Raw genomic sequence first — 25,925 nt, 5'->3', positions numbered from 1 at the left:
GCCCTCGCCCGGGACTCCGGGGGGAGGTCGCGATCCGCGACCTCCCCCCGCTTTGTTCGCGGCACGGCCGGACGGCGATCCCGACCGCCTGTGTCGACATCCGACACGTGACTAGATTGGGACCCATGAAGCTCGAGCTCCGCGGCATCACCAAACGGTTCGGTGCACTCACCGCCAACGACCACATCGACCTCACCGTCGAACCGGGAGAGATCCACTGTCTCCTCGGCGAGAACGGTGCCGGCAAATCCACCCTCATGAACGTCCTCTACGGCCTCTATCAGGCCGACGAGGGCGAGATCCTCCTGGACGACGTCGTCCAGCACTTCCAGGGCCCTGGCGACGCCATGGGCGCCGGCATCGGCATGGTGCACCAGCACTTCATGCTCATCCCCGTCTTCACCGTCGCCGAGAACGTCATGCTCGGCCACGAGCAGACCAAGGGCGGTGGCCGCCTCGACGTCGCAGCGGCCCGCAAGCTCGTCATCGACATCTCCGAGCGGTTCGGCTTCAGCCTCGACCCGGACGCCATCGTCGGCGACCTCCCGGTCGGAGTGCAGCAGCGCGTCGAGATCGTCAAGGCGCTCTCCCGCAACGCCAACGTCCTCGTCTTCGACGAGCCCACCGCCGTGCTCACCCCACAGGAGACGGACGAGCTCATGGCGATCATGAAGCAGCTGAAGGACGAGGGCACGTCCATCGTCTTCATCACCCACAAGTTGCGAGAGGTCCGCGAAGTCGCCGACCGCATCACCGTCATCCGACTCGGCAAGGTCGTCGGCGAGGCCTCGCCCACCGCGACGAACGCCGAGCTGGCGTCCCTCATGGTCGGGCGTCCCGTCGAACTCACGGTCCACAAGGAGGCGCCGAACCTCGGCGACACCACCTTCACCGTGCACGACCTGTCCGTCGTCGACCACCTCGGCCAGCTCGTCGTCAACGGCGTCAGCTTCGAGGTGCGCGAGGGCGAGGTGCTCGCCATCGCCGGCGTCCAGGGGAACGGGCAGACCGAGCTCACCGAGGCGATCCTCGGGCTGCAGCCGCACACCAAGGGCAGCATCAAGCTCGACGGTGTCGAACTCGTCGGGTCCACCCCGCGCAAGGTGCTCGACGCCGGCGTCGGCTTCGTGCCGGAGGACCGATCCGAGGACGGGCTCGTCAAACAGTTCACCATCGCCGAGAACCTCATGCTGGACCGATCGACGGGTGCACCCTTCGTGAAGGGCGGCAACGTCCAGCGCGGATTCCGCGACGAGTTCGCACGCGAGAAGTCGCAGGAGTTCGACGTTCGGTCGCAGGGCATCGAGTCGCCGGCCGGCTCCCTGTCGGGCGGCAACCAGCAGAAGGTCGTCCTCGCCCGTGAGCTCAGCCGTGAGCTGCGGCTGTTCGTCGCCGCACAGCCGACCCGCGGGATCGACGTCGGCTCGATCGAGTTCGTGCACAAGCGCATCGTCGCCACGCGCGACGCCGGCATCCCCGTCATCGTCGTGTCGACCGAGCTCGACGAGGTCGTCGCGCTCGCCGACCGCATCGCGGTCATGTACCGCGGCGGCATCGTCGGGATCGTCCCGGCATCGACCCCCAGAGAGGTCCTCGGCCTCATGATGGCCGGCGAACTCCCGGCAGGAGCAGCAGCATGAGCGAGACGTCCCACACCCCGCCCGGAACGGTCCAGCCGGTGGCACCGGGCGAGGCGAAGCCCGACACGACCCAGCCGCGCTCGAACAAGGTGCTCGCCGAGATCCTCAACTCGAGCATCGTCATCTCGATCCTCGCTGTCGTCCTGGCGATGGTCGTCGGTGCGATCCTCATCGCGCTGACCGATCCGAAGGTCCACACCGCCGCCGGGTACTTCTTCGCCCGCCCGGGCGACACCATCGCGGCGGTCTGGCAGTCGGCGACCGGTGCGTACGGCGCGCTCTTCCAAGGGTCGATCTACAACTTCAAGCGCCCCGACTTCCTGAACGGCATCCGCCCGCTGACGGAGACGCTGACCTTCGCGACCCCGCTGATCCTCGCCGGACTCGGTGTCGGCCTGGCGTTCCGGGTCGGCATGTTCAACATCGGTGGGCGCGGTCAGATGCTCATCGCCGCCGCCTGCGCCGGATGGGTCGGCTTCACGCTCGACCTCCCGCCCGTGGTGCACCTGCTCGTCGCGATCGCCGCCGGCATCATCGGTGGCGCGTTCTGGGGCGGCATCGTCGGTGTCCTCAAGGCCCGCACCGGCGCGCACGAGGTGATCATCACGATCATGCTCAACTACGTCGCGTTCTACCTCATCACCTTCATGCTCTCCACGCAGGGGCTGTTGCAGGCTCCCGGGTCGAACGTGCCGAAGAGCGCGGGGATGGCGGAGAACGCCGTCCTGCCCAAGCTCCTCGGTGACCGCTACAACCTGCACGCCGGTTTCCTCATCGCGATCCTCGCGGTCGTGTTCGTGTGGTGGTTGTTCAGCCGGTCCTCGATCGGCTTCCGCTTCCGCGCGGTCGGTGAGAACCCGAACGCCGCGCGCGTCGCGGGTATCGACGTGAAGAACACCTACGTGTACGCCATGCTCCTGTCCGGCGGACTGATCGGTCTCGCCGGCGTCTCGCAGGTGCTCGGAACGGTGACCTCCGGGTTCGACAACGGCATCGACGCCGGCATCGGCTTCGACGCCATCACCGTCGCGCTCCTCGGACGCAGCCGGCCGGGCGGCATCCTCATCGCCGGCATCCTGTTCGGTGCGCTCAAGGCCGGTGGGTACTCCATGCAGGCCACCCAGGGCGTCAACGTGCCGATCGACATCGTGCTCGTCCTCCAGGCGCTCATCGTGCTGTTCATCGCGGCTCCGCCGCTCGTGCGGGCGATCTTCTTCCTGCCGAAGCCCGACGGTTCGACGCGCCGAACGCGTCGCTCCGCCAAGAAGGAGGTGTCCGCATGAGTGGATTCACGCTCGACAAGCAGACGCCGCAGCCGGCTCCCGACGCCCCGATCGTCCTCGAGACGGTCGCCGTCCGGAGCTGGAAGGCCCCGATCGCGTTCGGGATCTTCACCGTCATCGCGTTCCTGTTGTTCGTCATCTGGCACCGCGACGGCAACAGCACGTTCCGGCTCTCCAGCGACGGCGACGTCATCCAGCTGCCGACGGTCGTGCTCCCGTCCACGGTCACCGGCATCGTCGTCACGATCCTCCTGGCCGCCATCACGGCACTGAGCGCGTACCTCGTCACGACGGGCAAGAAGGTCCCGCTCTGGCTCATCACCGTGTTCGGTGTGCTGTTCATGGTCGGGTTCCTGTCGTGGGCCGCCGCGGGCAAGGCGATCCCGATCACCGGGCTCCTGCTCGGCACAGTCGCCCTGAGCGTCCCGCTCATCTTCGGTGCGCTCGGCGGCGTCATCTCCGAGCGGGTCGGCGTCGTGAACATCGCGATCGAGGGCCAGCTGCTCGCCGGCGCGTTCTCGTCCGCCTTCGTCGCCTCGGTGACGGGGAACGCCTTCCTCGGGCTCGTCGCGGCGATGATCGCCGGCACGCTCGTGAGCTTCCTGCTCGCGGCGTTCTCGATCAAGTACCTCGTCGACCAGGTCATCGTCGGTGTGGTGCTCAACGTCCTCGTCGTCGGACTCACGAGCTTCCTGTACTCGCAGGTGCTCACGAAGAACGAGGCGCTCTTCAACAGCCCGCCGAAGTTCCCCCGGATCAACATCCCGATCCTCAGCGAGATCCCGCTCATCGGGCCCGTGCTGTTCCGCCAGACGATCATCATCTACCTGATGTACATCGCCGTGGCCGTGGTCTTCTTCTGCCTGTTCTACACGCGCTGGGGCCTCCGCCTCCGCGCCGTGGGTGAGCACCCGCAGGCGGCCGACACCGTCGGCATCAACGTGAACCGGACCCGGTTCTGGAACGTCGCGCTCGCGGGCGCGATCGTCGGCCTCGGTGGGGCGTACTTCACCCTGGGCTCGGTCGGCGCGTTCAACAAGGAGATGACGGCGGGCGCCGGCTACATCGCGCTCGCGGCGGTCATCTTCGGACGCTGGGACCCGCTCAAGGCGACGCTCGCCGCGCTGCTGTTCGGCTTCACACAGAACCTGCAGTTCGCGTTGAGTGCCATCGGCTCCCCGGTGCCGAGCGCGTTCATGCTCATGCTCCCGTACGTGGTGACGATCTTCGCGGTCGCCGGACTCGTCGGCATCTCCCGCGGACCGGCAGCCGCCGGCAAGCCCTACGTGAAGGGCTGATCGTGAGCGACACGACGACCACGCCCCCCGTCGACTGGGAGGCGCTGCACACCGCGGCCCGGGAGGCGATGGGGCACGCCTACGTGCCCTACAGCCGCTTCCCGGTCGGCGCGGCTGCCCTCGTCGACGACGGCCGGATCATCTCCGGCTGCAACGTCGAGAACGCCAGCTACGGCCTGACGCTGTGCGCGGAGTGCGCGCTCGTCTCCGCCCTCCACATGTCGGGCGGAGGACGCCTCGTGGCGTTCGCCTGCGTCGACGGCAAGGGCGAACGCCTCATGCCGTGCGGCCGGTGCCGACAGCTGCTGTACGAGCACTCGACGGCGGGCATGCTGCTCGACACCGTCTCCGGCATCCGCACCATCGACGAGGTCCTGCCGGACGCCTTCGGACCCCGTCAACTCGAGGAGTACCACGCATGAGTTCCGTAGAAGCATTCGACGTCGTCGACCTCATCCGCACGAAGCGCGACCGCGGCGAGCTGTCGACGCCGCAGATCGACTGGCTGATCGACGCCTTCACCCGTGGCTATGTCGCCGACGAGCAGATGTCGGCGCTGGCGATGGCGATCCTGCTGAACGGCATGGAGCGGCGCGAGATCCGCGACCTCACGATGGCGATGATCGCGAGTGGCGAGCGGATGAGCTTCGCATCGCTCGACAAGCCGACCTCGGACAAGCACTCGACGGGCGGCGTGGGCGACAAGATCACCCTGCCGCTCGCCCCGCTCGTCGCCGTCTTCGGCGTCGCGGTGCCGCAGCTGTCGGGCCGCGGGCTCGGGCACACGGGTGGGACGCTCGACAAGCTCGAGAGCATCCCCGGCTGGCGTGCGGCGCTGACGAACGACGAGATGATGGCGCAGCTGGAGGCCGTCGGCGCGGTCATCTGCGCCGCCGGCTCCGGTCTCGCCCCGGCCGACAAGCGTCTGTACGCCCTGCGCGACACGACGGGCACGGTCGAGGCGATCCCGCTCATCGCGTCGAGCATCATGTCGAAGAAGATCGCCGAAGGCACCGGGGCGCTCGTCCTCGACGTCAAGTTCGGCTCCGGCGCCTTCATGCAGGACTACGAGCGCGCCGAGGAACTGGCGCGCACGATGGTCGCGCTCGGGACGGACGCCGGTGTGGCGACGACAGCACTGTTGACGGACATGAACGTCCCGCTCGGCCTCGCGATCGGCAACGCGAACGAGGTCCGCGAGTCCGTCGAGGTCCTCGCGGGTGGTGGTCCGGCGGACGTCGTCGAGCTGACGCTCGCCCTCGCGCGGGAGATGCTGACCCTCGCCGGGCAGCCGGACGCTGACGTCGAGGGCGCCCTCGCGGACGGTCGGGCCATGGACGTCTGGAAGCGCATGATCCGCGCACAGGACGGCGACCCGGACGCACCGCTGCCGGTCGCCAAGGAGACCCACGTCGTCACGGCGTCGCGCGACGGCGTGCTGGCGACGCAGGAGGCACTGCCGTTCGGCATCGCGGCCTGGCGCCTCGGTGCCGGTCGGGCCAGGCAGCAGGACCCGGTCATCCACGCGGCGGGCATCGACCTGCACGCGAAGCCGGGCGACGAGGTCCGGGCCGGACAGCCGCTCTTCACGCTGAGTGCCGACGACGCGGCACGCTTCCCGCGGGCGCTCGAGGCCCTCGACGGTGCGTACACGATCGAGGACACCGCGCCCCCGCGCGGCCCCATCGTCCGGGCCCGCATCGAGGCCTGAGCCCGTTGAGGTGAGGCAACTCGTCGTCCATCGCCGTTCCGGACGACGAGTTGCCTCACCTGAGGACGCGACCTGTGGAGAACGACGGGGGAACCTCCTGCCGGCGGCACGATCGAGGGATGACCTTCCGATCCTCGATCCCGATCATGGCCGGGCCGAAGTCCGCTCAGTCGGCGGTGCGCGCCGGGTTCACGCCTCGTCAGCTCCGGAACCCCGCGCTCGGTGCTCCCTTCCACGGGATCCGAACGCCACCGGGCTATCCGACTGACCTGTACCACCAAGCGGTCGCCTACCTGAGTGTTCTCCCGATCGGGGGAGCCTTCAGCCATCAGACGGCCGCTGCTCTGCACGGCATCCCGACGCCCAGGTCGACGAGCCCGGACGTCCCGCTGCATGTCATGTCCCCTGCTGGCGTCCGGGCGCGAGAGGGGCGCGGCGTGGTGGGACATCGCGGCACCCTCGGTCCGGGAGACGTCGTCGATCTCGACGGACTCCCGGTCACCAGTGTCGAGCGGACCTGGTGCGACCTCGCGACGGTGGTGCCGCTCCCGGCCTTGATCGCCGCCGGCGACGCCCTCCTCTGGTTCCTGGATCCTCGGACGTCCCTCGATCGGCTCCGTGCGGCCGTCGAGGAGTATCCATCGCGTCGTGGCGTCGTCGCCCTTCGGTCGGCGATCCCGCGGTTGCATGACCGCTGCCAGTCGCCGAAGGAGACGGAGCTCCGGTTGATCCTCGAGGCATCGGCGCTCCCGAAGGCGGAGCACAACGCCGAGATCGTCCTCCACGGCTCCGGGCGAGTGGTCCGGGGCGATGTGGTGTTCCGTGACCAGCGTCTGGTCCTCGAGTACGAGGGAGACCATCACCGGACCGACCGGTCGCAATGGCGGAAGGACATCGCGCGCACGGAGGAATTGGCACATGAGGGATGGACGGTGATGCGCTTGACCGCCGACGACCTCCGTCGACCGTCGATGCTCGCGGAGCGCATCCGGGTGCGCCTCGGCGGCCCCGGCCGAGTTGAGGCGGTTGGTCGTTGAGGGCGATGGGGAGTGACGAAGTGCCTCACCTCGACGGAGGGCTGAGCGGTACAGTGAACCCCGTGACCTCTGCAGACGAATCCCCCCTCTCCGGCGTCGACCTCCGCGCGCTCCCGAAGATCTCGCTCCACGACCACCTCGACGGCGGTGTGCGGCCCGCCACGATCATCGAGCTGGGCGAAGCGAACGGTGTCGACGTCCCCGTGTCGGACCCCGACGGCCTGGCCGACTGGTTCTACACGCAGTGCAACGCCGGCTCGCTCGTCGAGTACCTGAAGACCTTCGACCTCAGCACCGCGGTCATGCAGACCGAGGAGGGGCTCGTCCGCATCGCGCGCGAGTTCGTCCAGGACCTCGCTGCGGACGGCGTCATCTACGGCGAGGTGCGCTGGGCTCCCGAACAGCACCTCACCCGGGGTCTCAGCCTCGACGCAGTCGTCGAGGCCGTCCAGGAGGGCATCGAGCTCGGCATCAAGGACGCGGCCCACTCCGGCTCCGACATCCAGATCGGCCAGCTCGTCACGGCCATGCGGCATGCCGACCGCGCGCTCGAGATCGCTGAGCTCGCCGTGCGCCATCGCGAGCGCGGCGTGGTCGGGTTCGACATCGCCGGCGCTGAGGCGGGCTTCCCCGCCAGCAAGCACCGGCTGGCGTTCGACTACCTCGCGGCCGAGCTGTTCCCGGTCACCGTCCACGCGGGGGAGGCCGACGGCATCGAGTCGATCCGGAGCGCCATGCTCGACGGCCGTGCGCTGCGACTCGGCCACGGTGTCCGCATCGCGGAGGACATCTTCATCGAGCGCGACGACGCCGAGTCCCTCTACGCCACGCTCGGTCCCGTCGCGGAGTGGGTCCGCGACCGCAAGATCCCGTTGGAGCTCAGCCCGCAGTCGAACCTGCAGACCGGAGCCATCGCGGCCTGGGGCGAGGAGCTCGAGGACCACCCGTTCGACCTGCTCTACCAGCTCGACTTCGCCGTCACGGTGAACGTCGACAACCGCACGATGAGCGACACGAGCCTGACGAAGGAGCTCGCGCTCCTCTCCGAGGCGTTCGACTACGACCTCACCGACCTGGAGACCTTCCAGCTGAACGCCGCCGCCGCGACGTTCCAGCCGCTGGAGATCCGTGAGGCTCTGGCGGACCGCATCAGCGAGGCGTTCGACGAGTTCCTCGACGACGACGAGGACTGACGATGCCGGCAGGTGCTGTTCCGGCGACCGCCTGGGCGGCACCTGCGCGGCAGGCTTCCAGCCTCGGAGCGTTACGATGGTTCCGATCCATTCGGGTCGACCGATCCTCTGATTGAAGCGATGCCACTCCCAGAACTGTCCGAAGCAAGCGTCGCGCTCCACGTCGAAGCCGACGACTGGCGCGAGGCGATCCGCGTAGCCGGAGCGCTGCTGTCCGACACCCACGCGACGGACGCCGCATACACCCAGCGGATGATCGACGTCGTCGAGGAGTTCGGCGCATATGTCGTGATCGCGCCGGGCCTGGCGCTCGCGCACGCCCGACCGGGTGCCGACGTCCACGACGACGCCCTCGTCGTCGCGACCCTGGCTGCTCCGGTGCGGTTCGGACACCCCCACAACGACCCCGTCTCGGTGGTCCTCGGCCTCGCCGTCACCACCGCCGAGTCGCACGTGGGCTGGGTGGCGGAGATCGCCAATGTCTTCAACGACGAGACCGCCATCCCGCGGCTCGCAGCGGCCACGACGCTCGACGAGGTGCGCGCCGTGTTCGGTGCGTCCCCCCTGCGCATCGGAGACCAGGCATGAAGATCGTCGCCGTCTGCGGTTCGGGGGTCGGCTCCTCCGCGATCCTCAAGCTCAACGCCGAACGCGCGCTCGAACGCCTCGACCTCGAGGCCGATGTCGTCGCCGGTGACATCGAGAGCCTCGGCACGACCGCGGCCGACGCCCAGGTGATCCTGACCTCGCCGGAGCTCGTCGAGCGCATCGGCAAGACCTTCGCCGACATCGTCGTCATCGACAACTACTTCGACCTCGCCGAACTCACCGAGAAGCTCGAACGCGCCATCGGCTGACCGGTGCGGCCCGGTCTCCGGGCCGCACACCGCCAGGCCGCTCAGCCCGTCGAGGCGCTAGGAGACGAGCGCCGTGAGATCCGTCCGCAGCGCGGCGAGCCGCGCGGTGACCGTCGCCGCCCGCTCGGCGGCGTCGCCGTCGGCGGACTGGACGTCGACGTACACCTTGAGCTTCGGTTCCGTGCCGCTCGGCCGGATCATGACCCGGGTGCCGTCGTCGAGCCAGACGCGCAGGACGTCGCTCGGCGGGAGCGCCTCGAAGCCGTCGGCGAGGTCGTCGATCCGGGTCACCCGGGCTCCCGCGAGCTCCGTCGGCGGGAGTGCCCGGAGCCCGGACATGACCTCGCCGATGCGGCTGAGCTCCGCGTAGCGGATGGAGATCTGGTCGCTGCCGAAGGAACCGAAGGTGTCCGCGAACCGGTCGAGGAGCCCCGCGACGCTCTCGCCCGCCTGCGCCGACGCCGTCGCGAGACCGAGGAACGCCACGGCGGCCGAGATGCCGTCCTTGTCGCGTACGGTCCCGGGGTTCACGAGGTAGCCGAGGGCCTCCTCGAAGCCGAAGATCATGCCCGGCGTCCGGGAGATCCACTTGAACCCGGTGAGCGTCTCCCGGAACTCGAGGCCGTGCGCCTCGGCGACGATGCGCAGGGCGGGGGAGGAGACGATCGAGCACGCGAGCGTGCCCTCGGGTGCCGCGTCGCCGTCGAGTGCGGCACTGGCGGCCTGGGCGGCCCGCCAGCCGAGGAGGAGACCGACCTCATTGCCGGTGAGTCGACGGAACCCCGACGGCGCCGCGTCGTCGGGGATCGCGATCGCCAGGCGGTCGGCATCGGGGTCGTTGGCGATGATGATGTCGGCGCCGACTGCTCGCGCCGTCGCGAAGGACAGGTCGAGTGCGCCCGGCTCCTCCGGGTTCGGGAAGCTGACGGTCCGGAAGGTGGGATCGGGATCGATCTGCTCGGTGACGAGTTCCGGTGCCGGGTACCCGGCGGTCTCGAGGACGCGTCGGGTCGTCTCCCAACCCACGCCGTGCATGGCCGTGTAGACGACGCGCAGCTGGCCGCCCGCCGGGGCGGGTGCGACGGCCGCGGTCTCGGCGACATAGGCGTCGACGACGTCCTCGCCCGCGATCTCGAACCCGTCGTTGCGCGGGAGGTCCTGGACGAGCGCCGTCTCGGCGATGCGCCCGATGTGGGCGGCGATGGCCGCGTCGGCGGGGGAGACGATCTGGGACCCGTGGTGCTCACCGCCCAGGTACACCTTGTAGCCGTTGTCGGCGGGCGGATTGTGACTCGCGGTCACCATGACTCCGGCGGAGGCGTCGAAGAACCGCACGGCGAACGCGAGGACGGGCGTCGGGAGGAGCCGTGGGAGCAGGATTGCGCGGACACCGGCACCGGCCATCAGCTCGGCGGTGTCGCTGGCGAACACGGCGGAGTTCTTCCGGCCGTCGTATCCGATGACGACGCTCGGCGTCACGCCTGCCGGCGCCTGCTCGATCAGGTAGGCGGCGAGCCCGGCCGCGGCCTGCGACACGAGAACCCGGTTCATCCGGTTGGAGCCGGCCTCGATGCGACCGCGGAGCCCGGCAGTGCCGAATTGCAGTCGGGTGTCGAAGCGGTCGTGCAGCTCGGCGACGGCCACGTCGTCGGACACCCGGGCGCGTTCGACGAGGCCTGCCAGTTCGGCCCGGGTCTCGTCGTCGGGATCCTGGGCGAGCCAGGCCTCGGCGGTCGCGAGCAGGCTCGTCGCCTCGCTCACAGGGCCGCGACGATCTGCGCGAGGAGCTTGCTGATCACCGGCTCGGCCGCCTGGCCGGCTTCGATGACCTCGGCGTGGCTGAGCGGCGTCTGCTGGATGCCGGCGGCGAGGTTGGTGATGAGCGACATCCCGAGGACCTCCATGCCGGCCTGACGTGCGGCGATCGCCTCGAGCGCGGTCGACATGCCGACGATGTGGCCGCCGATCGCCTTCGCCATCTGGACCTCGGCCGGGGTCTCGTAGTGCGGTCCGCGGAACTGCGTGTAGACGCCTTCGTCGAGCTCCGGAGCGACGCTGTGCGCGATGTCCCGCAGCCGCTTGGCGTAGAGGTCGGTGAGGTCGATGAACGTCGCGCCCTCAAGCGGCGAGTCGGCCGTGAGGTTGATGTGGTCGCTGATCAGCACGGGCGTGCCGGGCGTCCAGTGGTCCTTGATGCCGCCTGCGCCGTTTGTCAGCACCATGATGCCCGCGCCGGCCGCAGCGGCCGTCCGCACGCTGTGCACGACACGCCGGACACCATGGTTCTCGTAGTAGTGCGTCCTGGCGCCGATGACGAGCGCACGCTTCCCGCTCGGGAGCAGGACCGAGCGCAGGGTGCCCACGTGGCCCTCGAGCGCCGGCTTCGAGAAGCCGACGATCTCGGAGGCCGGGATCGTCGCCGTCGTCTCGCCGATCAGGTCGGCCGCCTTGCCCCAGCCACTGCCGAGGGTGAGTGCGATGTCGTGGCGTTCCACGCCGGTCTTCTCAGCGATCTGGCCGGCGGCTTCGCGGGCGATCTCGAAGGGATCGACATCGGACAGATCGAGTGGGTTCGCAGAGGTTTCGGACATCCTCTCACTCTAGACAGGGGCGGGGCCGCCGCCCAACCGTGCCGACCCCGCTCATCCGCGCACGATGCCCACCGCCGCAGGCCCGAACGGGTTTGGTCCCGCCCCTGGTGGCGCGCGAGAATGGACGCATGGCCTACGAGTTCGAACGCAAGCAGCGAGTGGCGATCATCGGAGGTGGACCCGGCGGGTACGAGGCTGCCCTCGCCGGGGCACAGCTCGGGGCCGACGTCACGCTTGTGGAGCGCACGGGTGTCGGCGGCGCGGCGGTCATCACCGACGTCGTCCCGTCCAAGAGCCTCATCGCCACGGCCGACGCGGTCGGGGCCATCGGCGAGGCGGCCGACCTCGGTGTGCAGTTCTTCGTCCGCTCGGAGACCACCGGCAAGCCCAGCCGTCCCGAGGTCGCCGTGAACCTGGCTGCCGTCAACAAACGGCTGCTCGGATTGGCCCGCCAGCAGTCCGAGGACATGCGGGCGAGTCTCATCCGTGCCGGTGTCCGCATCGTCAACGGTCAGGGGCGGCTCGACGGACCGAACGAGGTCATCGTCTCGACCGACCTGTCCGGCGGCACCGACTTCGACCGCATCGAGGCTGACACCGTCGTCGTCTCCGTCGGCGCGAGCCCGCGCCAGTTGCCCTCCGCCCTGCCGGACGGCGAGCGCATCCTCACCTGGACGCAGCTCTACAACCTCACCTCCGTCCCCGAGCACCTCATCGTCGTCGGCTCGGGCGTCACGGGCGCCGAGTTCGCCTCCGCCTACACGGCGCTCGGCTCGAAGGTCACGCTCATCTCGAGCCGCGACCAGGTGCTGCCCGGTGAGGACGCCGATGCGGCAGCGGTCATCGAGAACGTCTTCAAGCGCAACGGCATGACGGTCCTGTCGAAGTCGCGGGCCGACTCCGTCACACGGACCGAGACCGGCGTCGTCGCCACGCTCTCCGACGGGCGCACGGTCGAGGGTTCGCACTGCCTCATGGCGGTCGGTTCGGTGCCCAACACCGCCGGGATCGGTCTCGAGGAGGCTGGCGTGCAGCTGACCGATTCCGGGCACATCCGTGTGAACCGGGTGGCCCGCACGAGCGTCCCCAACATCTACGCCGCCGGTGACTGCACGACCTTCCTGCCGCTCGCGTCCGTCGCGTCGATGCAGGGTCGCACCTCGATGCTGCACGCGATGGGCGACGCGGTGAACCCGACCGAGATCCGCAACGTCGCCGCGAACATCTTCACGCAGCCCGAGATCGCGACTGTCGGCTGGACCCAGAAGCAGATCGAGGACGGCATCGCCCAGGGCGAGATCTACAAGCTGCCCCTCGCCCAGAACCCGCGCGCGAAGATGATGGGCATCAAGGACGGTTTCGTCAAGCTGTTCGCGCGGACCGGCAGCGGGACGGTCATCGGCGGGGTCATCGTCGCCCCGAAGGCCAGCGAGCTCATCTTCCCGCTCGCCCTCGCGGTCGAGCAACGGCTGAACGTCGACCAGGTGGCACGTGCCTTCACGGTCTACCCGTCACTCACCGGGTCGATCACCGATGCTGCGCGCGCCATGCACATCGTCGAATAGGCGTCGTCCTCGTCCAACCGGCGCTGAGACGCCGGAGTTCACCGATCGCGGTTCGCGAGCACGATGCGTGCGACGGCGACCCGCGAGCGCACGCCCCAGGCCTGGAAGACGGCGCTCAGATGCTTCTCCACGGTCTTGCGGGAGATGCCGAGGGCCGTCGCGATCTCGTCGTTCGACAGGCCGTCCGCGACGAGTTCGGTGAGGTCCCGCTGTCGGGGCGTCAGCGGCGCGGTCGGGACGGGGACGGCGGTCAACGGCAGCGTGGCCGGGAGCCGAGAGGGGAGCTGGCGGCGGGACACGATCCCGAACGCGGCGAGCACCCGGGTGACGTGCGCGTCGACCGTGCGCGAGGAGAGCTGGAGGACGGACGCTATCTCCGCCGTCGAGTTGCCCTCCGCGGAGAGCAGGGCGACCTCGCGTTCACGGGGCGACAGTCCGTCCCAACCGGATCCGGCGACCGGCGCGAGACGTCGGCCGATCGCCTTCAGCTCCCGGGCGGCGGAGCGGGTCGCGGCGGTGTGCCCGCCGAGGACCGCCTGCTCGGCGAGCGCGGCCAGCTCACGGACGGCCTGCGTCCGGTCGGACATGGCGATGAGGGCACGCGTCGCGAGGATCTCGCCGATCCCGGCTTCCAGCATGCGGCCGTCGACCAACGCGCGGGTGGTCGCCGTGCGCGCGAGCGCCAGCGCCTCGGCGGGTCGCCCACGGAGGAGTTCGAGCTTGCACTGCATCCGGAGGATGGCCGGCCCGGGGACCCTGCGGTCGACATCGGCGGCGATGAAGCCGATGAGGCGTTCCGATTCGACGAGGTCGCGGTCGAGGAAGGCGCTCGAGACGAGCAGCTCGATCGCGAGGGCGCGGTCCTGGACGGACAGGCCGCTGAAGTCGTTCCCCGAGGCGCTCCTCGCGAGGGCTGCGGCTCCGTGGTCGTCCGCGAGGGCGGCGAGACCGTAGCCGACGAGGAGGTAGCACGTCGTCTGGAAGGCGCCCGTGGGCTCGGGGATGGCCTGGCGGACGCGGCGTGCGAGTGTCCTGGTCGCCCCCTGCTCAGCACGGTTCCCTGCGACGAGGCACTGCACGGCCTCCGCGTACAGCGCGGTCGGTCCGCTCCCGGCCCGCTCGAACATCGCGAGCGCGGCGGCCTCTGCCTCGGCGACGCGTCCCTCGTTGAGCAGGAGGCGGGCGAGGACCCCGTCGACGAGCGTCCGGTACAAGCGGCCCGGGGTGGCGGCGATGTCGTCGGCGAACGCGTCGGCGAAGCGCCGGGCGGCGTGGATCAGGACGTTGACGACGGCACCCTCGACCAGCAGATACCCGACGAGCCAGGCCAGGGCCGGCTCGAGGTCGCCGCCGTCGTCGACGAGGGCGTCCGCCTCCGCGAAGCACCCCTCCAGCTCCGAGCCGGACGAGCGGTCCGAGCCGAGGGCCAGCCCGGCGGCCCCGAGCACGAGCAGGCGCGTCGTCCGGTCGGAGTCCGTCGAGGCGGCGAGCGCGTCCACCGCGTCCCGGCGACAACCCGCGAAGTCGGCGGTGGTGAACCGGGCGTAGGACAGGAGGGCGAGGACGCGGGGATCGGACGCCGCGTGCGGCTCTGCCTCGAGCAGCGCGATCGCACCGGCGGCGTCGAAGTCCGCCACACGATCCAACGCATCTTCGAGGAGGTCGGCTGCTGACACCTGTTCAGCGTATCGTCGCCGGGTCCGATGCGACGCCCGAAGGCGCCGGTCGGGTCAGCTGATGGTGAGGAGCTGGTGACCCGAGGAGACCGTGGCACCGACCGTCGCGTCGATCGCGCCGACCGTGCCGTCCTTGTGCGCCGTGATGGGCTGTTCCATCTTCATCGCCTCGAGGACGACGACGAGGTCGCCCTTCACGACGACATCGCCCTCGGCGACCGCGAGCTTCACGATGGTCGCCTGCATGGGCGCCGATACCGAATCACCCGTCGCACCCGAGACCACCGCTGCACCACCGCGGCGGTGTGGGGCGGGAGCGGCGACCGGTGCACCGACGTTCAGCCCCAGCTGTCCGCCCGGAAGGCTGACCTCGAGCCGCTTGCCGCCGACCTCGACGACCACCGTCGAGCGGGCAGCGGGTGCCTGCTGTGCATCGATGGATCCGTCCCAGGGCTCGATGTCGTTGACGAACTCCGTCTCGATCCATCGGGTGTAGACGCCGAAGGTACCGTCCTCCGCGGTGAACGCGGGGTCGCGGACGATCTTGCGGTGGAAGGGGATGACGGTGGGGAGGCCGGCGACCTCGAACTCGTCGAGCGCGCGACGGCTGCGCTCGAGCGCCTCCTCGCGGGTGCGTCCCGTGACGATGATCTTGCCGAGGAGCGAGTCGAACGCGCCCGAGATCGTGTCGCCGGCCGTGACGCCGGAGTCGAGCCGGACACCGGGGCCGCCGAAGGTCTTGAAGACGTGGATCGGGCCCGGCTGCGGGAGGAAGCCGCGTCCCGGGTCCTCGCCGTTGATGCGGAACTCGAAGGAGTGGCCGCTCGGCTGCGGGTCGTCGTAGTCGAGGACGCCGCCCTCGGCGAGGCGGAACTGCTCGCGGACGAGGTCGATGCCGGTGATCTCCTCGGAGACCGGGTGCTCGACCTGCAGGCGGGTGTTGACCTCGAGGAAGGAGACGGTGCCGTCCTTGCCGATGAGGAACTCGCAGGTGCCGGCACCGAGGTAACCGACCTCCTTGAGGATCGCCTTCGACGCGCGGTACAGCTCCGTCACCTGGTCGTCGGTGAGGAAGGGTGCCGGTGCCTCTTCGACGAGCTTCTGGTGGCGACGCTGCAGCGAGCAGTCGCGGGTGGAGACGACGACCACGTTGCCGTGCGCATCGGCGAGGCACTGTGTCTCGACATGGCGCGGCTGGTCGAGGTACTTCTCGACGAAGCACTCGCCCCGTCCGAACGCTGCGATGGCCTCGCGGGTGGCTGACTCGAAGAGCTCGGCGACCTCCTCGCGCTCACGGGCGACCTTGAGGCCGCGACCGCCGCCGCCGAAGGCAGCCTTGATGGCGACGGGTAGGCCGTGGATGTCGACGAAGTCGAGCACCTCCTCGGCACCCGAGACGGGGTTGAGCGTGCCGGGGGCGAGCGGAGCGCCCACCTTCTCGGCCACGTGGCGGGCCGAGACCTTGTCGCCGAGCCGCTCGATGGCCTCGGGCGACGGGCCGATCCAGATCAGCCCGGCGGCCATGACGGCACGCGCGAAGTCAGCGTTCTCGGCGAGGAAGCCGTAGCCCGGGTGGACGGCGTCGGCGCCGGACCGTCGGGCGATGGACAGGAGCTTGTCGATGACGAGGTACGTCTCCGCGCTCGTCGTCCCGTCGAGGGCGTAGGCCTCGTCGGCGAGACGGGCGTGCATGGCGTCGCGATCCTGGTCGGCGTAGACGGCGACGGAGGCGATCCCGCTGTCCTTCGCGGCTCGGATGACGCGGACGGCGATCTCGCCACGGTTGGCGATGAGGACCTTGGTTATACGTGGCACAGTCCACGAGCCTACCGGGAGGCCCGGGTGAGCCTTTGGCTCACACGCACAAAAAAGCCGCAGGAACGACGTGTCGCCTCTACAAGTGCTGGGGTGTCAGAGGGCGCCGCGCCGGTTGCGGAGCTCGTGCCAGTCATGTCCCAGCGTGCGGACGAGACGCCGCAGGGTCGGGAGCGAGAGGCCGACGACGGTCGACGGATCGCCCTCGATGCGGGTGATGAAGGCGGCACCCAGACTGTCGATCGTGAACGCTCCCGCCACCGCCAGGGGCTCGCCCGATGCGATGTACGCGTCGATCTCGGCGTCGTCGAGGTCGTCCGCGAAGGACACCTCGGCGCTCGCGACCGCGCCGATCCCGACCGGCGAGGCACCGGTGCAGTCGATGAGCCAGTGACCGGAGTACAGGGTCCCCGTCCTCCCGCGCTGGGCGTGCCAGCGTTCGCGGGCGCGCTCGGGCGTGTGGGGCTTGCCGTGGACGACGCCGTCGAGGACGAAGACCGAGTCGCCGCCGAGGATGAGGTCGACCGCGTCGCCACGTTCGCGCACGACGGCCAGAGCGGCCTCCGCCTTCGCACGGGCGAGGAGTGCCACGACCTCGTCGGGGGCGAGCGGCGCACCCGCGGCACGGGTCGCGTCGTCGACGGCCTGCTCCTCATCGACCGACGACGAGACGACGATCGGCTCGATGCCACTCGACCGCAGCAGGGCGAGTCTGGCCGGTGACGTGGAGGCGAGCGTGAGGCGCATGACGGTTCCTTCTGCAGTGGACGGTGGACTCCCTGCAGCCGCCCGTGTGACATGCTCGACGCATGAGCACGACGACTGCACGCACCGTGGAACTGGACATCACCAACGTAGCCCACGGGGGTGTCTTCGTCGCCCGGCACGAAGGCCGGGTGGTCTTCGTCCCCGACACGCTCCCCGGTGAGCGCGTGCGGGCGCGCATCGTCGACGAGAACGAGAAGCGCTTCTGGCGGGCGGAGACCCTGGAGGTCCTCACGCCGTCCGAGCACCGCCGTCCGCACGTCTGGGCCGAGGCCTCCGTCGACCGCGAGCCGAGCGAGCGGGCCGGGGGAGCGGAGTTCGGACACATCGAGCTCGCCCACCAGCGCGCGTTGAAGCACCAGGTCCTCTCGGAAGGGCTCGAGCGGTTCGCCGGCGTCGCTCCCGAGTTCACGGTCGCCGCGGTCGACGGCGAGACGGCCGACGGCACCCGGTGGCGGACGCGGGTCTCCCTGCACGTCGACCAGCACGGCAACATCGGCCCCTACGCCTCGAGGTCCCACCACGTCGTCCCCGTCGACGACCTGCCGCTCGCGATCGAAGCGGTGGCCGAAGCGGCCAAGCTCGAGGAGCTGCCGCACGGCACCACCTCCATCGACATCGTCGCCTCCTCGACCGGGGCGGTCCGCGTCCTGACGCGTGCGGACGAGGCGGGAGGCGGCGACCGCCGACGCGGTGGCGGGCGCGGTCGACGCGGGGGACCGAAGCCGGTCCGTCCCGCGGCAGACCCGATCCGCGAGCTCGTCGGCGAGCGCGAGTTCATCGTCGACGCGAACGGATTCTGGCAGGTCCACCGTCAGGCTGCGACGACCCTCCAGCAGGCGGTGTCGGCGGCCATCGACGACGCGCGCTTCGACCCGCGCGCCGCGAACCTCGACCTCTACGGCGGCGTCGGCCTCCTGGCCGCGGGCGTGGGGGACCGCTTCGGCTCCACCACCCGCATCACGACCGTGGAGAGTGACGAACGCGCCACCGAGTACGCGGGCGAGAATCTGTCCGAGTGGGTGGGCGCACAGGCCGTCACCGCGAAGGTCGACGCCTTCCTGCGGTCGGAGATCGCGACGGGCAGCCGGATCGAGCGGTCCCGGTACGCCACCGCGACCGTCGTGCTCGACCCGCCCCGCTCGGGTGCCGGCGCGGAGATCGTCGCCATGCTCGGCGAGCTGCGGCCCGCGTCGATCGTCTACGTCGCGTGCGACCCCATCGCGCTGTCCCGCGACGTCGCCCTCCTTGCCGAGCAGGGGTACGAGCTCGACCACCTCGCGGCCTACGACCTCTTCCCCAACACGCATCACCTCGAGGCCGTCGCGGGCTTCTCGCGAACGGCTTGAGCGGGCCCGTGCCGACGGAGGCGACTCGCGATCCGGCCGTCGCGCCCGGCGGGTCCGTCACTCGCTACGATGGTGCCGTGGTGACCGTCGCAATCATTGATGATCACGAGTCCGTCAGGCTCGGGATCGAAGCGGTGTGTGCGCACGCCGGGTATCAGGTCGTGGCGAGTGCCCCGACCGCCGTCGAGTGCATCGCCGCGTTGAACGGCGTGGTGCCGGACGTCGTCGTGCTCGACCTCTCGCTCTCCGACGGCAGCACGCCGACCTCGAACATCCAGGCGGTGCAGGCCGTGGGGGCGCACGTCCTCATCCACTCCATCGCGGATCGGGTCGCACTGGTGCGCGAGGCGCTGGCCGCCGGAGCGTCCGGGGTCATCCCCAAGTCGTCACCGACGGACACGGTCATCGCCGCCATCGGCACGGTGGCCCGTGGCGAGGCCCTGAACAACATCGAGTGGGCGAGCGCGATCGACGCCGACAGCGACTTCGCCCGGGCGCAGCTGGGCCGTCGTGAGCGCGACGTCCTGCACCTCTACGCGTCCGGCCTGCCGCTGAAGACCGTCGCCATGCAGCTCGGCATCGCCTACTCCACGGCCCGCGAACACATCGACCGCATCCGGGTGAAGTACGTCGAGGTGGGTCGCCCGGCACCGACGAAGGTCGACCTGCTCCGCCGAGCGGTCGAGGACGGGATCCTCCCCGGCCTCGATCAAGGCGGGACGGATGTCTCCTAGCTTCCGGGCACCGACCAGGCATCCAGCGATCCCCGCGACCACGAAAGATGCCCAGGTTCAGCGCCGGATGCTGAACACCGCGAACTTCGAACGCCTCCTCGGCCGTTCGGTCGCGATCATCGGACTCGTCTTCGGACTGCAGACCGCGTTCACCACGCTCGGGCAGGGTGTCCAGATCACCGGCTGGTTCGGCGTGGTCTACGTCTCCCTCGTCTTCGGGACGATGTTCGGCGCCATCATCTGCTGCTTCTTCCTGTGGCACCACCGCATCGCCTCCGGCGTCTTCGCCGCCGTGTTCTTCGTGGCCCTCCTCATCTGGCCCGCGGTGAACGTGCAGGCGTCGGCGGACATCAACCAGGAACCGTGGATCTGGTACCTCTGCACGATCGCCGTCGCGTTCGCCTGCATCCCGCTGCAGTTGCGGGGGGCCATCGTGTACCTCGTGGTGACCTCGGTCATGTACGGGGTCAACCGCGTGATCGACGCGGACTTCGCGCCCGCGTCCTTCGAGATCGGGGCGCTCGACGCCTCCTACGCGACGATCATCGGTGGGCTCATCGTCGTGCTCGTCGGGCTGTTCCGCGTGCTGGCCGGTCGGGTCGACACCGCGAGGGCGGCGGCCCTCGCCACCTACGACGCGGCCGTCAAGCAGCACGCCACGGAGGTGGAGCGCGTCGAGGTCGACTCGATCGTCCACGACAGCGTCCTCGCCTCCCTGCTCGCCGCGGATCGGGCGCTGACCCCGAAGTCGGAGGCGCTCGCCGTCATGATGGCGCGGGTCGCGATCGAGCAACTCGAGGGCGTCGGGGCGCCGATGACGAACGAGGACGAGGTCACCGGGCTCGCCGAGCTCATCGAACGGCTGCGTGCGGCCGCGTCGATGCTCGGTGAACCGTTCTCCGTCACGGTCGAGGGGGCGTCCGGCCGGGTCCTGCCCGTCACGGTCGCGAATGCGGTCTACTGGGCGACGGTGCAGGCGATGGTCAACAGCGTCGAGCACGCGGGTTCGGGAGCGGCGCGGAGCCTGTCGATCGAGGGCACGGTCTCCGGTGGCGTCTGCGTCATCGTCGGCGACGACGGCGTCGGGTTCTGCCCCGAGCAGGTCGCTGAGGAGCGGCTCGGGCTGAAGGTCTCGATCGTCGAGCGCGTCGCCGCGGTCGGCGGCCGCTCGACGGTGATCTCCCGTCCGGGTGAGGGCGCCGTCATCCGCATCGAGTGGTCACCGGAGCACGGCTCGTGACCCCGGCACCGCGGTACGCCCTCGTCATCCTCGCCGCCCTGTTCTCGGCGTACCACCTGCTCCGTGCGGCGCTGACGCTCGAGACACCCCGCGACGTCGTCCCGGTCCTCATCGCGATGCTCGTCTACGCCGTCGCGAGCGTCCTGAGTCTCTGGCCGATGGGCACGACGCGCATGCCGTCGTGGCTCGCGAGCATCAACCTCGCGACCGCGATCATCGTCCCGTTGCTCGTGACCAGCCAGCTCGACCCCACGCGGAACAACGGGTACGCCACCTGGCACGTCGCGTCGATCGGGACACTGATGACGATCACCGTGGTCCGGCAGCGGGAGGCGGTCGCCTACATCGGGATCGTCTTCCTCACGTTCCAGTCGCTCCTCTGGGCGGGTCCGGGACTGGCGCTCGGGATGGGTGTCACGGGCAGCCTCATCTGGGTCATCCTCGCGAGTGTGCTCACCCGATCGATCGCCGGGGCCCAGCACGACGCCGAGCGCCTCACGCAGGCGGAGCATGCGACCTCGGACTGGCAGGCGGCGCAGTACGCGCACGTACACGAGCGGCGGCGACGCCTCAGTCAGACGGGCCGCCTCGCGACCCCGATGCTGCGTACGATCATCGCCAACGGCGGCAGGCTCTCCGTGGCCGATCGCACGGAGTGCCGCACGTTGGAGGCCAGTCTCCGCGACGAGATCCGCGGGCGTCACCTCCTGAGCGACCCGGTCCGGTCCGAGGTGCTCGCGGCCCGGCGGCGCGGAGCGATCGTGAACATGCTGGACGAAGGTGGCCTCGAGGAGCTGGACGCCGGCGTCCTCGACGCGATCCACGAGCAGATCGCCGAAGCGCTCGCCGCCTCGCACGCCACGCGCCTCATCGTGCGGAGCGTCCCGGACGACGAGCGCGTCGCGGTGACCGTGGTCGGCCTGCGCGCGGTGCACCGCGATCCGGGCGTCGCTGCGGGTCCGGACGACGACGACGAGGAACTCGACGTCTGGCTCGAGATCCCGCGCGACGGCTCCCGTGCCGGCGTGGGCGCGGTCGGCGTGTCCGACGAGGACTGAACCGCTCCAACGGGGACGCTGCCCGTCGACAGGCTCAGGGACCGTTCCCGGTGAACCTCCTCCGGTCACTGAGCTTGTCGAAGTGCCCACGAGGAACCCTTCGATCAGGGACCGAGGCGTTCCCGGTGTAGCTCCTCCGGCCACTGCGGTGTCACGACCCAGCTGCCCTTCGACAGGCTCAGGGACCGAGGCGTTCCCGGTGAACCTCCTCCGGTCACTGAGCTCGTCGAAGTGCGACGCAGCTCAGGGACAGGCAGCGGTCAGAACGGCGCGGGGTCCGGTTCCGTCCGATGGCGCTTCCCGTCAGGTGTAGTCCACTCGAGCGCCCCGCCGGGCCCGTGGTCGAGGTTCCATCCGGGCAGATGCTTCATCCGGTGGTGATGTCGGCAGAGGCAGGCGAGATTGCCGACATCTGTGGTGCCGCCGTCCTCCCACGCGACCGAATGGTCGAGATCGTAAGCCCTGGCCCGTCTCCCGCAGCCTGGTGCCCGACAGGTGCCGTCCCGGAGGCGGACCGCGCGTTGCAGATCGGCCGGGACCCGGTACTGGTTGCGTCCGACGGAGAGCATCGCACCCGTCTCTGGCTGGACGAGGATCCGGGTGAAGCTCGGGGCGTTCACCGCGATGCGCGACGCGGTCTCCGGGTCGATCGGGCCGTACCCGTCGAGCATGGCCGGTGCGTCGCTGACGCCGGCCATACTGAGCGCCGGGACGGTGATCTGCACGGTCGGCTTGATGTGTTCCTGGACCTCGATGGGGTGCGGGAGCACTGGGCTCGACGCCACGTCGTCAGGCGTGACGCCGGTGAGCGCGAGCGCCGCGAGGGCGTCGGCCTGCAGTTGGGCGCACGTGCGGGTGTCACCGGCCTTGCGTGACTCCGCGGCAGCCGCTTCGACCCGCTCCGCGAGGCCTTGCGCGACGGGCGCGGTGGTGAACAGGTGTACCCACGCCATGCCGTCCGCTGCCGGCTCGAACTCCACCCGGCGGTCCGCCTCGGACCGCCGGGCGCGTGCCGTAATGGACTCGGGGTGAAGGCGCTCGCGCAGGACGCGGGCGCGCCTGCGGAGGTTCGCGTTGGTGGACTCTTCCGCAACCGCCAGGACCTCAGCGAGGAACACCGCCCGCCCCGCGGTCGGCACGTCACTGAGTTGATCGATGATCGTCTGCGCGTGCCGCGCTGAGATGCGGCCGGCCTCGAGGGACGCGAGCACGGCGGGTGCGTCGTTCACGAGACGCTCGGCGTCGTTCGTCGCCCGCTGGACCGTCTGCTCGGGCGTGCGGGTCGCCATCGCGAGGGCTGCGCAGGTCGACCGGCGGGAGAGCGCCTGCCGCTCGGCAGGCGGGAAGATCGCCGGAACCGTGACGTCTGCGAAGGCGTCCGCGTAGGAGGCGGAGCGGGCGAGGAGCCGAGCCTCCTCGGCGTCCAGGTTGGCGCGACGCCGCTGGATGTCCGCGTAGTGGTCCGAGAACTCCGCGAGCTGCGCGGCGTACTCGTCGCTCGCACGGATCGCGGTCAGGGTGGTCTCGGTCATGACTCCAGTCCACCATGGACCACTGACATTCCAGATGCGGAGTCGAGTTGGTTGTGGAAGTTGCTCGTGGGCCCTTCGACAAGCTCAGGGACCGGAGAAGGTTGCTCAGGGACCGGAAGAGGATCACCGGAGCGGGAGGTTCCTCGTGTGCCCTTCGACAGGCTCAGGGACCGGCGGGGGTTGCTCAGGGACCGGTGGGGCGTCGCCGGTTGTGGATGCTTCTTCGTGTGCCCTTCGACAGGCTCAGGGACCGGAGGGGGTTGCTCAGGGACCGGAGGGGGTTGCTCAGGGACCGGAGGGGGTTGCTCAGGGACCGGAGAAGGTCGCCGGAGCGGGAGGTTCCTCGTGTGCACTTCGACGAGCGCATGAGCCGGACACATCCGAGCACAGCTCGCACGATCACTGAGCCTGTCGACGTGCCAGGTCCCGGATGAACGAAAGGAGGGCCAGCACCCGATGCTGGCCCTCCGTGACGTTCGTGGGTCAGAGCGGTAACCCGAATACCGCTCTGACCCGCCCCCGAACTCCTGCCCGCTTACCCTAGATGGAGCAGGAGCTGGTGAAGTGGTCTCGATGAGACGCAACTTTCGAGAATGATGATCCTCCATCAGGGGTACCCCCGACAGTCGGCACTATGGAGGACACGAATGGGGGACAGCACCGCGCGCCACGAGGGGCAACCGGCGTGAGTCCTCCGTCGAGACGGCTCAGCCCGTGAACGCGCGCCAGTGTCCTGGGCCCACGGTGATCCCCGTGCGGAGGTTCCGCCTCGTCCGCTCCCACGTCGACGGGACGCGAGGTGCCGGGGCGGTGTCGGCGTCGCGCAGCGCCTGTTCGGCGATCGCCACGCTCAGCACCGCGGTGAGTGCCGCGAGCTCCTCGTCGGTCGGGGTACCGAGCTCGATCCGGAGATCGATCGACGACGGCTCGGTCGTGCTCGGCTCGGTGCCGGTGCTCACAGCGGGATGTTCCCGTGCTTCTTGGCGGGCAGGCTCGCACGCTTCGTCCGGAGTGCACGGAGCGCCTTGATGACCGAGACCCGCGTGGCCGCCGGCTCGATGACGCCGTCCAGCTCGCCGCGCTCGGCGGCCAGGAACGGGCTCGCCACGTTGTAGGTGTACTCGTTCGCGAGGCGCGTGCGCACGGCGGCGACGTCCTCGCCGGCCTCCTCGGCCCGCTTGATCTCGCCGCGGTACAGGATGTTGACGGCGCCCTGCCCACCCATGACCGCGATCTCGGCCGTGGGCCAGGCGAGGTTGATGTCGGCTCCGAGCTGCTTCGAGCCCATGACGATGTAGGCGCCGCCGTAGGCCTTCCGCAGGATGACGGTCACCAGGGGCACCGTGGCCTCGGCGTAGGCGTAGAGGAGCTTCGCGCCGCGGCGGATGACGCCGGTCCACTCCTGGTCGGTGCCGGGCAGGTAGCCGGGGACGTCGACCAGGGTGAGGATCGGGATGCTGAACGCGTCGCAGAACCGGACGAACCGACTCGCCTTCTCGCCCGCTTCGATGTTGAGCGTCCCGGCCATCTGGGAGGGCTGGTTGGCGATGACGCCGACCGACCGTCCCTCGACGCGCGCGAAACCGATGACGATGTTCGGGGCGAAGAGCGGCTGGACCTCGAGGAAGTCGGCGTCGTCGACGACGTGCTCGATGACGGTCTTCACGTCGTAGGGCTGGTTCGGCGAGTCGGGGATGAGGGTGTTGAGTCGGCGGTCCTCGTCCGTCGTCTCGAGCTCCACCTCGACGTCGAAGACCGTGGCCTCGGACAGGTTGTTGTCGGGCAGGAAGCCGACGAGGGTGCGGGCGTAGTCGAGGGCGTCCGGCTCGTCGCTCGCGAGGTAGTGGGCGACGCCCGAGCGGGTGTTGTGCGTGTACCCGCCGCCCAGCTCCTCCATGCCGACGTCCTCGCCCGTGACGGTCTTGATCACGTCGGGGCCCGTGACGAACATCTGGCTCGTCTTGTCGACCATGATGACGAAGTCGGTGAGCGCGGGGGAGTAGACGGCGCCGCCGGCCGCCGGACCCATGATGATGGAGATCTGCGGGATGACCCCGGAGGCCTGCGTGTTGCGTCGGAAGATCTCGCCGTACTTGCCGAGCGCGACGACGCCCTCCTGGATGCGCGCGCCGCCGGAGTCGAGCATGCCGATGATCGGGACGCCCGTCTTCAATGCGAGGTCCATGATCTTGATGATCTTGTCGCCGGCGACCTCGCCGAGCGAACCGCCGAAGATGGTGAAGTCCTGCGAGTACACGGCGACCTGGCGGCCGTGGATGGTGCCGGTACCGGTGACGACGGCATCGCCGTACGGCCGTGAGCGGTCCATGCCGAAGGCGGTCGTGCGGTGCCGCACGAACTCGTCGAGTTCGACGAAGCTGCCGTGGTCGAGCAGCTGCTCGATGCGCTCCCGCGCGGTGAGCTTGCCCTTCTTGTGCTGCTTCTCGATGGCGGCTTCGCCGCTCGCCGTCACGGCCTCGTGATAGCGGTTCTTGAGGTCGGCGAGCTTCCCGGCCGTCGTGTACAGGTCAGGGCCGGAGGTGGTTTCGTCGGTCACGCTTTCACCTTACCCGGTGGTACC

22 protein-coding genes are annotated in these 25,925 nt (G+C 69.8%); 14 read left to right on the top strand and 8 right to left on the bottom strand.

Features of this window, described 5'->3' with window-relative positions; genetic code table 11:
• The first annotated feature begins 125 nt into the window (after nt 1-125).
• The 9 genes from GV015_RS16545 (at nt 126) to GV015_RS16505 (ending at nt 9,019) form a co-directional block, all read left to right on the top strand.
• Nucleotides 126-1,640, top strand: a complete 1,515-nt coding sequence (locus tag GV015_RS16545; RefSeq protein WP_124769712.1) for an ABC transporter ATP-binding protein — start codon at nt 126-128, stop codon at nt 1,638-1,640.
• Nucleotides 1,637-2,923, top strand: coding sequence for an ABC transporter permease (locus GV015_RS16540; protein ID WP_124769711.1), 1,287 nt, complete (start codon nt 1,637-1,639; stop codon nt 2,921-2,923). The genes GV015_RS16545 and GV015_RS16540 overlap by 4 nt, the downstream gene beginning before the upstream one ends.
• Nucleotides 2,920-4,221, top strand: coding sequence for an ABC transporter permease (locus GV015_RS16535; protein WP_085512244.1), 1,302 nt, complete (start codon nt 2,920-2,922; stop codon nt 4,219-4,221). The genes GV015_RS16540 and GV015_RS16535 overlap by 4 nt, the downstream gene beginning before the upstream one ends.
• A gap of 2 nt (nt 4,222-4,223) precedes the next feature.
• A complete protein-coding gene (locus tag GV015_RS16530) occupies nt 4,224-4,643 on the top strand; it encodes a cytidine deaminase (RefSeq protein WP_064294834.1) in 420 nt (139 codons plus the stop codon).
• Nucleotides 4,640-5,932, top strand: a complete 1,293-nt coding sequence (locus GV015_RS16525; RefSeq protein WP_159879455.1) for a thymidine phosphorylase — start codon at nt 4,640-4,642, stop codon at nt 5,930-5,932. Before GV015_RS16530 ends, GV015_RS16525 begins: the two co-directional genes overlap by 4 nt.
• Nucleotides 5,933-6,051: 119 nt before the next feature.
• A complete protein-coding gene (locus tag GV015_RS16520; RefSeq protein ID WP_159879453.1) occupies nt 6,052-6,969 on the top strand; it encodes a DUF559 domain-containing protein in 918 nt (305 codons plus the stop codon).
• Between the two features lie 5 nt (nt 6,970-6,974).
• On the top strand, nt 6,975-8,162 hold the full coding sequence (locus tag GV015_RS16515; protein WP_124769708.1) for an adenosine deaminase: 1,188 nt from the start codon (nt 6,975-6,977) through the stop codon (nt 8,160-8,162).
• Between the two features lie 120 nt (nt 8,163-8,282).
• Nucleotides 8,283-8,750: a PTS sugar transporter subunit IIA gene (locus tag GV015_RS16510; protein ID WP_079707326.1), complete on the top strand. Its 468-nt coding sequence runs from the start codon at nt 8,283-8,285 to the stop codon at nt 8,748-8,750.
• Nucleotides 8,747-9,019 (top strand): PTS sugar transporter subunit IIB, encoded by a 273-nt coding sequence (locus tag GV015_RS16505; RefSeq protein ID WP_064294838.1) that lies wholly within the window; start codon nt 8,747-8,749, stop codon nt 9,017-9,019. The genes GV015_RS16510 and GV015_RS16505 overlap by 4 nt, the downstream gene beginning before the upstream one ends.
• A gap of 57 nt (nt 9,020-9,076) precedes the next feature.
• Here the strand turns inward: GV015_RS16505 and GV015_RS16500 are convergent, their stop codons facing one another.
• Both GV015_RS16500 and GV015_RS16495 read right to left on the bottom strand, forming a co-directional pair.
• A complete protein-coding gene (locus GV015_RS16500; protein ID WP_159879451.1) occupies nt 9,077-10,780 on the bottom strand; it encodes a phospho-sugar mutase in 1,704 nt (567 codons plus the stop codon).
• Nucleotides 10,777-11,610 carry a purine-nucleoside phosphorylase gene (locus GV015_RS16495; RefSeq protein ID WP_079707324.1) on the bottom strand — a complete coding sequence of 278 codons (834 nt, stop codon included), beginning with the start codon at nt 11,608-11,610 and terminating at the stop codon, nt 10,777-10,779. The genes GV015_RS16500 and GV015_RS16495 overlap by 4 nt, the downstream gene beginning before the upstream one ends.
• A gap of 128 nt (nt 11,611-11,738) precedes the next feature.
• Here GV015_RS16495 and GV015_RS16490 point away from each other — a divergent pair, with 128 nt between their 5' ends.
• Complete coding sequence (locus tag GV015_RS16490; protein WP_079707323.1) at nt 11,739-13,175, top strand: NAD(P)H-quinone dehydrogenase; 1,437 nt, start codon at nt 11,739-11,741, stop codon at nt 13,173-13,175.
• 38 nt (nt 13,176-13,213) lie between these two features.
• On the opposite strand, the gene GV015_RS16485 is transcribed toward GV015_RS16490, so the two are convergent.
• The 3 genes from GV015_RS16485 to GV015_RS16475 form a co-directional block, all read right to left on the bottom strand.
• Entirely contained in the window at nt 13,214-14,851 is a 1,638-nt protein-coding gene (locus tag GV015_RS16485) for a LuxR C-terminal-related transcriptional regulator (RefSeq protein WP_159879449.1), read from the bottom strand.
• 54 nt (nt 14,852-14,905) lie between these two features.
• The gene (locus tag GV015_RS16480) at nt 14,906-16,666 is read right to left on the bottom strand and encodes a biotin carboxylase N-terminal domain-containing protein (RefSeq protein ID WP_079707321.1); all 1,761 of its coding nucleotides are present in this window, start codon (nt 16,664-16,666) and stop codon (nt 14,906-14,908) included.
• Nucleotides 16,667-16,762: 96 nt separating this feature from the next.
• Nucleotides 16,763-17,413, bottom strand: coding sequence for a nucleoside triphosphate pyrophosphatase (locus GV015_RS16475; RefSeq protein WP_159879447.1), 651 nt, complete (start codon nt 17,411-17,413; stop codon nt 16,763-16,765).
• A gap of 62 nt (nt 17,414-17,475) precedes the next feature.
• Here GV015_RS16475 and GV015_RS16470 point away from each other — a divergent pair, with 62 nt between their 5' ends.
• The 4 genes from GV015_RS16470 to GV015_RS16455 all read left to right on the top strand — a co-directional run bounded on the left by GV015_RS16470 (nt 17,476) and on the right by GV015_RS16455 (nt 21,812).
• A complete protein-coding gene (locus GV015_RS16470) occupies nt 17,476-18,780 on the top strand; it encodes a class I SAM-dependent RNA methyltransferase (RefSeq protein ID WP_159879445.1) in 1,305 nt (434 codons plus the stop codon).
• 77 nt (nt 18,781-18,857) lie between these two features.
• Entirely contained in the window at nt 18,858-19,514 is a 657-nt protein-coding gene (locus GV015_RS16465; RefSeq protein ID WP_079707415.1) for a response regulator transcription factor, read from the top strand.
• 67 nt (nt 19,515-19,581) lie between these two features.
• Nucleotides 19,582-20,754, top strand: coding sequence for a sensor histidine kinase (locus GV015_RS16460; RefSeq protein ID WP_159879443.1), 1,173 nt, complete (start codon nt 19,582-19,584; stop codon nt 20,752-20,754).
• On the top strand, nt 20,751-21,812 hold the full coding sequence (locus GV015_RS16455) for a hypothetical protein (protein ID WP_159879441.1): 1,062 nt from the start codon (nt 20,751-20,753) through the stop codon (nt 21,810-21,812). Before GV015_RS16460 ends, GV015_RS16455 begins: the two co-directional genes overlap by 4 nt.
• A gap of 260 nt (nt 21,813-22,072) precedes the next feature.
• On the opposite strand, the gene GV015_RS16450 is transcribed toward GV015_RS16455, so the two are convergent.
• From GV015_RS16450 to GV015_RS16440, 3 genes are all read right to left on the bottom strand, one after another.
• Nucleotides 22,073-23,344 carry an HNH endonuclease signature motif containing protein gene (locus GV015_RS16450; RefSeq protein ID WP_159879439.1) on the bottom strand — a complete coding sequence of 424 codons (1,272 nt, stop codon included), beginning with the start codon at nt 23,342-23,344 and terminating at the stop codon, nt 22,073-22,075.
• 707 nt (nt 23,345-24,051) lie between these two features.
• Entirely contained in the window at nt 24,052-24,303 is a 252-nt protein-coding gene (locus GV015_RS16445) for an acyl-CoA carboxylase subunit epsilon (protein WP_159879437.1), read from the bottom strand.
• Nucleotides 24,300-25,901, bottom strand: coding sequence for an acyl-CoA carboxylase subunit beta (locus GV015_RS16440; RefSeq protein WP_071262519.1), 1,602 nt, complete (start codon nt 25,899-25,901; stop codon nt 24,300-24,302). The genes GV015_RS16445 and GV015_RS16440 overlap by 4 nt, the downstream gene beginning before the upstream one ends.
• Between the last annotated feature and the right edge of the window lie 24 nt (nt 25,902-25,925).

It is taken from the genome of Plantibacter sp. T3, from assembly GCF_902506515.1.
In the GTDB taxonomy this organism is placed as follows: Bacteria; Actinomycetota; Actinomycetes; order Actinomycetales; family Microbacteriaceae; genus Plantibacter; species Plantibacter auratus.
This window is presented reverse-complemented; position numbering and strand designations above follow the sequence as displayed.